The sequence below is a fragment of the Pseudoalteromonas sp. TB41 genome (genome assembly GCF_000497975.1).
GTDB classification, from domain to species: Bacteria; Pseudomonadota; Gammaproteobacteria; order Enterobacterales; family Alteromonadaceae; genus Pseudoalteromonas; species Pseudoalteromonas tetraodonis.
In genome coordinates, this window is record NZ_AUTH01000009.1 from 1 (window position 1) to 6813 (window position 6813).

The window sequence follows — 6813 nt, forward strand, 5'->3', positions numbered from 1 at the left end:
GTTTATACCGAAAGAAAAACTATGCCGAACACATGCTGCCCAATTTCATAAGTGTGCTGGTATTACTGTCATTTGACTGTAAGGATCCAGTTTCTATTCGGCATAGTTTAATCCTAGAACTACAAGCTGGTGAGAAAACCTAACAACTTATCGCTCGGTTTATAGTGAAGATCACTGTGCTTATTAAATGGCGCTACTTTCGCTAATGCTGCTTCCTTCAGTGCCATATGAGCATGTAAGTATCTTTGTGTCGTTTGTGTAGATTCATGTCCAAGCCACATCGCTATTACCGTGGTATCAACACCTGCGCTAAGCAGCTCCATTGCTGCGGTGTGTCGAAGCACATGAGGTGTTACATGCTTCTGCTTCAGCGATGGACATTGAATACTGGCATTAGCAGCATGTTTCTTTACTAAATACTGCACACTGTCTGCACTAAGACGATTGCCGCGTATTGTTGGAAACAGTATATCCTCTTCCATACCAGGAAGCGCTAACAGCCAAGTTTTCATGATACGAACAGCAGGTTTGGTTAAAGGAGTACTTCTTTCTTTCCGACCTTTGCCAAGACATCGGACATGCGCCCCTTGGTCAAGAAATAGGGACGTACTATTGAGCCCGATGATTTCAGAAAGACGCAGCCCTGTCTGTAACGCTAAAAAAAGTAGAGCGTGATCACGATGGCCTATCCACGTCGTTTTATCCGGACTTGCCAGTAATGCCTCTATTTCCGTTCGCTCCAAGAAGTGGATCAGCCTCTGCTCATGTCGTTTACTAGGGATAACTAATACTCGCTGAATTTGTGCGCTATACCCAGGCTCTTCGTATTCTAAAAAGTGGAAAAATGAATGAATGGCAGTCAGACGTAAATTTCTTGTGCGAGCACTGATTACTCGGTGCTCTTCAAGATCATTAAGAAATGCGCTAACTAATTCTGCGTTGATATCTTCTAGCGTTAGCGCAGATGGCGCTTTCCCTAGCTGTTTTTTTGCAAACACCAATAGCAGTCGAAAGGTGTCTCGATAGGAGTATATCGTGTTGTGACTGACGCGTTTTTGATTGATTAAACGAATAGTAAACCAACGTTCAAGCAAGCACGGAAATGCGGTAGTGGCTTTCATAGTTCAGCCTCCAAACGTGTTTCTAAGCGACGCGCAGCAAGTTCCAGTAGCTCTGGACAGGCAGATAAATACCAATAGGTATCACGCACACAACTGTGACCGAGGTAAGTAGACAATTTTGGTAACAAGGTGTCTACCTTTTCTCCAGTTCTATACCATCGTAATAGCGTATTGACCGCAAAGCTATGTCTAAAATCATGGATCCGTGGTCCTGAGCTAGCATTTGGGGTACGTAATCCAATTTGTCGTGATAAACGTAAAAATACACGAGAAACATACTGCGGTAATAAACGGCCACCGCGCTCTGCTACCAAAAAGTACTCACTGCAAGGAGGGTTAATAAGTTCATCGCGACGGCGATCATACTCGACTAGAATACGCTGAGTACTTGCATGTATGGGAACGTAGCGTGATTTTCCAAACTTTGTATCGCGTACAGTGAGAATACAGTTCTCAAGATCTACATCTTGGCGTTTGAGAGTCAAAGCTTCGCTGATACGCAAGCCTGTTGTCGGTAAAAGACCAAAGAGGCAATGGTATGTCCAGCGCCTTAATTTGTTTACCGGTTTAAGAGCTAATGCGGCCTCCAACAATGCCTGTATCTCAATATCAGAGTAAATGTACGGTTTAGCAGAGCCGCTATAGGATAAAAGTCCAACCGGCGGTACCTCTGTGTGTATGTCCATTGTTTGCAAGTGCCGAGCAAACCCGCGAACATAGGCCAGTTTTATAGCCCAGCTAGCATTTTTTCCAGGCGATTGGGTTGCCCATTCAAGTGCAAGTTTGGTAGTGACAAAAGTACTACTGTACTGCTCCATAAACGTAACGAAGCCTTCTAAATCTCTAGCTGGTTGAATAAACTTGTGGCCCAGTCCGCGTCTAAGATCCACATATTCATGTAATATTTTACGTAAGGAGATCATTGTGCTACTCCCGGCCATGGCATGGCTAATGCTCTTAATCCATCAATATTAACTTTGGCATAAATACGTGTCGAATCATGGCTCTTATGGCGAAGTAGTTGACCAATTTCGGACAGTGAAGCACCTGCTTGAAGCAAGTTAGTTGCAAGGCTATGGCGAAAAATATGAGTCCCTTTATGCTTTAGTGTTAACTCAGCTCGCAGTAACGCTGCTTTAGCAATTTGTGAGATCCCAGCAGAGCTTGCAAACTGAGAATGTGGCGCCAATGAGCGTACAAAAACTGAACGGCTATCAGTCTTTGGCCGTGCGTTTTGTAAGTAATCTGATAGCGCCGCACCCACTTCAGGCAGCAAAGGCAAAGCAATAAGCGTTCGACCCTTTCCTCGAATGTTGAGGTTACCAGCATGCCAGTTGATGTCATCTAACTTCAACAGAGCTATTTCATTCGCCCTCAGTCCTAGCCGACTTAATAGCATAAGTACTGCGTAATCCCTTAAGCCAACGGCACTGCTCGTGTCGCAACTGTTCAGCACCTTTTGAATTTGGTTAGAAGATAGATGTTCTGGGAGGGTGGTTAGGCTCCATCTTCTGATACTAGGTACAGCAGAAGACAAATTGTAGGTTGTATACCCCTTATATAAAAGATACCTAGCGAACGCACGTAGTGTCCAACACATATTTTTTGCAGAGCTAGGGCTTTGGTCATGTGCGTGTTGCACTAGAAATTGCCTTACATCTTGTCCTCTTAAGCTTGAAAAGCATGAAACACCATCAGGGCAACACTGCCAAAGAAACTTCCTCAGTGGTATTCGATGTCTGATGACTGAAGTTTCACAAAGTCCATGATTTTGCATCAAATGCTGTTCAAAGTCCTGAATGATCTGCGACAGATGATCTAACACAATCGTTGCTGCTGCTGCTGTTGCATTGAGCGCTCTTAGCACTATAAGAAGTCTAATAAGAGCTGCGTGATCAGACAAAAAAGGATGTCGATTTTTTTGCCTAAATTTTTCATATTGTAGTACTGATGCTTCGTTAACATCAGTCACCTTATACTTTTTACTGGCTAACCATGCGCTATAATCAGCAGCAACTCTAATGTTACGAGCGCCACTCTGGTAGCAGTGACCTTCAGTAATTAGATGCTCTGCATAAGCCTTCATATAAACGCCCAAAGGGCCCGTATGAAGTCGCGCTATTGTTTTTTTACACTTGAAAAATGCCGAAACACTCATAATCCTTCTCCGTAAATTAATTATTAGAAGTCAGATCACACTATGCCGAAGCAATCATATGCAAGTATCTTTGTATTATAGGGTTCTAGCCAAGTGATTCGGCATAGTTTTTCTTTCGGTATAAACCGCATTATGCCGCATGCGGCATAATGCCGTTTCCACAATGCTGTAAAGGGTGGCACTAGCATGGGCACCGTTAGCCGTTTGGCTAAATAACCAATTCTTTCGGCCTATCACAAACGGTTTTACCGCGCGTTCTGCTCTATTATTATCGATGCTAAGTCGGCCATCATCAACATAGCGTATGAGCTTGTGCCATTGATTTGCCAGGTAATTAGCTGCCTCTATCAGTTTGCTGTTCCCCACTAAATTTGGCTGATCCTGCTCAAGCCATATTTTTAGCTTGCTAAGAATAGGCAGGCTAACCTCTTGTCTTGCCGTATATTTGTCATCCACACTTTTATCTTTGATGCGTGACTCAACGCCGTACAGTTTTTGGATAAGGCTCAATACCACATCCACTTTGCCGGTTTTGTTTTTACCTTGTAGCTTTTTCGCGTCGATAAATTTACGACGAGCATGCGCCCAGCAGCCGATTAAGGTTGCCTCTGTTCTGGCATAGGCTTGATAGCCATCCACGTGCAAGTACCCTTGATATCCATCAAGATAATTGACCACGCAGGCGGCCGCGCGACTATTGTGGAAGTCGTAAAGTACGATATTAGGGATAGGATTATTCGGGTCTGGTGAATCTCGACCCGAGCAATACACCCACATGTAACTGTTTACTTTGTCCGATTTCACCACCTTTAATGGCGTTTCATCGGCAAACAGCGTGGGTTGCCTTAACAGCTCGGCTTTAAGCCGTTCAACTAATGGCGCGAAGAGTGTGGCTGATTTGTCTATCCAGCTGCTCATGGTCTGTCGACTGAGTTCAATACCGTATTGCTTAAACATCGCTTCCTGGCGATACAGCGGTAACCCGTATTGGTATTTACTGGTGATAAGCTGACTGAGCAAACTGCTGGTTGCAATGCCTTTGTTGATGCATATTCTCTCCAGCTTTGATCACCCAATTGCATTAACTTTGATCGCTTATTCTCATTAAGCTTTGATCACTAAAATCACTTGTAAATGATCACATTTATGCTCTTAATGATTTTGCCGATCAAAGCTTAATACCACTCGTAACCGAGTTCACGTTTTATCATTTTTGTAGGTGTGTTAAACCGTTATCTGAATCGTTTGATGAGGATAACAACAATGACAACAAGACCTATATCTATGAGTAAATTACATTCCATTTTACGGCTGAAGTACTCAGCACAATTATCCCATCGAGAGATTGCCAGAAGTTTAAATATTTCACCTGGTACTGTGGCTAATTACCTTAAAAAGGCCAATGAGTTAGGCTTAAATCAATGGCCAATACCAGAGGATAAACAGCAAAATACATTTTTCAACACCAAACTCAAGCGCTTCTCAACGCGTAAAAAAAGACACCCAACGCCTGACTGGTTAAATATCAATAAAGACTTAAAACAACATAAACACCTAACATTACAGCTCGTATTTGATGAGTTACTTGAAAAAGTGGGTGAGCCTTATTACAGCTACAGTCACTTCTGCCGAGCTTATAAACAATGGTTAGGTACCCAGCGACTCTCAATGCGTCAGCAGCATAAAGGGGGTGAAAAGCTGTTTGTGGATTATTGTGGCCCCACAATTACCATTACTTGTCCGACGACACAAGAAAAGCGCACTGCTCAGATATTCGTTGCTGTACTAGGTGCATCAAATTATACCTATGCTGAAGCAACGTATAGTCAGCAACTTGAAGATTGGGTAATGAGTCATGCGCGTTGCTTTGAATTTTTAGGCGGCGTTCCTGACGTTGTTATTCCCGATAATCTCAGAAGTGCTGTCAGTAAAACCTGTCGCTACGAGCCTGATTTAAATCCGACGTACCACCAGTTAGCCGAGTACTTTAACGTTGCTGTCATTCCGGCTAGACCTTATAAACCCAAAGATAAATCGAAGGCTGAAGTCGGCGTACAAATTGTTGAGCGTTGGATCATGGCACGCTTACGTAACCAAACCTTCCACAGCTTAGCGCAACTCAATCATGAAATAGCAAAGCTACTGGATATGATGAACAATAAGGTGATGAAGCAATATCAACAATCACGCAAACAGCTATTTGATATGGTGGATAAAAACGCATTAAAGCCATTGCCTGAAAAGCCCTATCAATATACACAAATCAAAACAGTACGTGTGCATATTGATTACCATGTTGAAATAGAAAAACATTACTACAGCGTGCCTTATCTGTGGGTTAAAAAACAATTACGCGCACACATATCCAATCAACTCGTGCAGCTTTATTATGACGGCACTTTAATAGCACAGCATCCTCGCTCAAACCGTTTAGGCGGACATACGACACAGACACATCATATGCCAAAGGCGCATCAAAAACAGCATGAGCAGTCACCGATAAATTTACGCTCATGGGCATTGAGTATCGGTGATTATACTCATCAAGTCGTTGAATTATTGCTTAATAGCAAACGTCATCCAGAGCAAGCTTATCGCACCTGTTTAGGGGTATTAAGTTTAGCTAAAACGTATTCAAAAGAACGCCTCGAGCGAGCATGTTACCGAGCAATTTGCATGAATACGACCACACACAGATCTATTAAGCAAATGCTGCAAAAAGGGTTAGACCAACAACCATTACCCACACTCCAAACAGAGCCAGAAAAGCCAATTACACACAGCAACATACGTGGCACAGATTACTACCATTAAGGAATGTAAACATGATAGAAACAATTAATCAGCAACTTCAATTGCTCAAGTTATCGGGTATAAAGCAAGCACTCAAGCAGCAGCTTGAACAGCCAAACCTATATCAAGAACAAAGCTTTATAGAGCGCGTCAGTTTATTGCTAACACATGAAATTGATACGCGTGACCAAAGAAAAATAGAGCGACTGGTGCGACAAGCAAAATTCCGCGTACCGGGTCAGTTAAATCAACTCATTTACTCGCCGAAGCGCAATCTAGATAAAGCACAAATACGCAGCCTCAGCCAAAGCACCTGGCTGGGTTTACATCAGAATATATTAATTACAGGCGCCACAGGCTGTGGCAAAACCTACCTCGCGTGTGCCTTGGGTCACGAGCACTGTTTACAAGGAAAAAGTGTCTTCTATATTCGATTAAAAGAATTACTTGAAAGTCTATTTCTAGCACAGGCCGATGGCAGTTATCGAAAATTATTGGGTAAACTCATTAAATACGACTTACTTATTTTAGACGATTGGGGGCTAGAGCCACTCAGTGCTCAGCAACGAAGCGACTTACTTGAATTAGTCGATGCTAGATATGGTTATAAATCACACATCATCATTAGTCAGTTACCACAGGAAAATTGGCACCAAATGATCGGCGAATCAACGCACGCTGATGCTATTTTAGATAGGCTGATTCATGGTGCAATTAAGTTGAATTTAAAAGGAGAATCGA

At 42.8% G+C, this 6813-nt stretch carries 5 protein-coding genes and 1 pseudogene; 2 read left to right on the forward strand and 4 right to left on the reverse strand.

The genetic code is table 11. The annotated features are described in order from the left end of the window. Positions 1–119: 119 nt before the first annotated feature. The 4 genes and pseudogenes from L641_RS0101715 to L641_RS0101730 all read right to left on the reverse strand — a co-directional run. Positions 120–1121: a tyrosine-type recombinase/integrase gene (locus L641_RS0101715; RefSeq protein WP_024600953.1), complete on the reverse strand. Its 1002-nt coding sequence runs from the start codon at positions 1119–1121 to the stop codon at positions 120–122. Continuing rightward, positions 1118–2044 carry a tyrosine-type recombinase/integrase gene (locus tag L641_RS0101720; protein ID WP_024600954.1) on the reverse strand — a complete coding sequence of 309 codons (927 nt, stop codon included), beginning with the start codon at positions 2042–2044 and terminating at the stop codon, positions 1118–1120. Before L641_RS0101720 ends, L641_RS0101715 begins: the two co-directional genes overlap by 4 nt. After that, positions 2041–3279: a site-specific integrase gene (locus L641_RS0101725; RefSeq protein WP_024600955.1), complete on the reverse strand. Its 1239-nt coding sequence runs from the start codon at positions 3277–3279 to the stop codon at positions 2041–2043. The genes L641_RS0101720 and L641_RS0101725 overlap by 4 nt, the downstream gene beginning before the upstream one ends. Positions 3280–3429: 150 nt before the next feature. After that, positions 3430–4326, reverse strand: a pseudogene (locus L641_RS0101730) (IS66 family transposase); the annotation flags it as partial. A 216-nt stretch (positions 4327–4542) separates the two neighbouring features. Here L641_RS0101730 and istA point away from each other — a divergent pair. Together istA and istB are read left to right on the forward strand one after the other, a co-directional pair. Then, positions 4543–6093 (forward strand): IS21 family transposase, encoded by a 1551-nt coding sequence (gene istA, locus L641_RS0101735; protein ID WP_008466912.1) that lies wholly within the window; start codon positions 4543–4545, stop codon positions 6091–6093. 11 nt (positions 6094–6104) lie between these two features. After that, the coding region (gene istB / locus L641_RS0101740) for an IS21-like element helper ATPase IstB (RefSeq protein WP_024600957.1) at positions 6105–6813 on the forward strand (709 nt) is incomplete at its 3' end.

Bases quoted from the DNA above. Each gene is read 5' to 3' on its own strand.
- L641_RS0101715 (WP_024600953.1), bottom strand. From the start codon at position 1,121: ATGAAAGCCACTACCGCATTTCCGTGCTTGCTTGAACGTTGGTTTACT.
- L641_RS0101720 (WP_024600954.1), bottom strand. From the start codon at position 2,044: ATGATCTCCTTACGTAAAATATTACATGAATATGTGGATCTTAGACGC.
- L641_RS0101725 (WP_024600955.1), bottom strand. From the start codon at position 3,279: ATGAGTGTTTCGGCATTTTTCAAGTGTAAAAAAACAATAGCGCGACTT.
- istA (WP_008466912.1), top strand. From the start codon at position 4,543: ATGACAACAAGACCTATATCTATGAGTAAATTACATTCCATTTTACGG.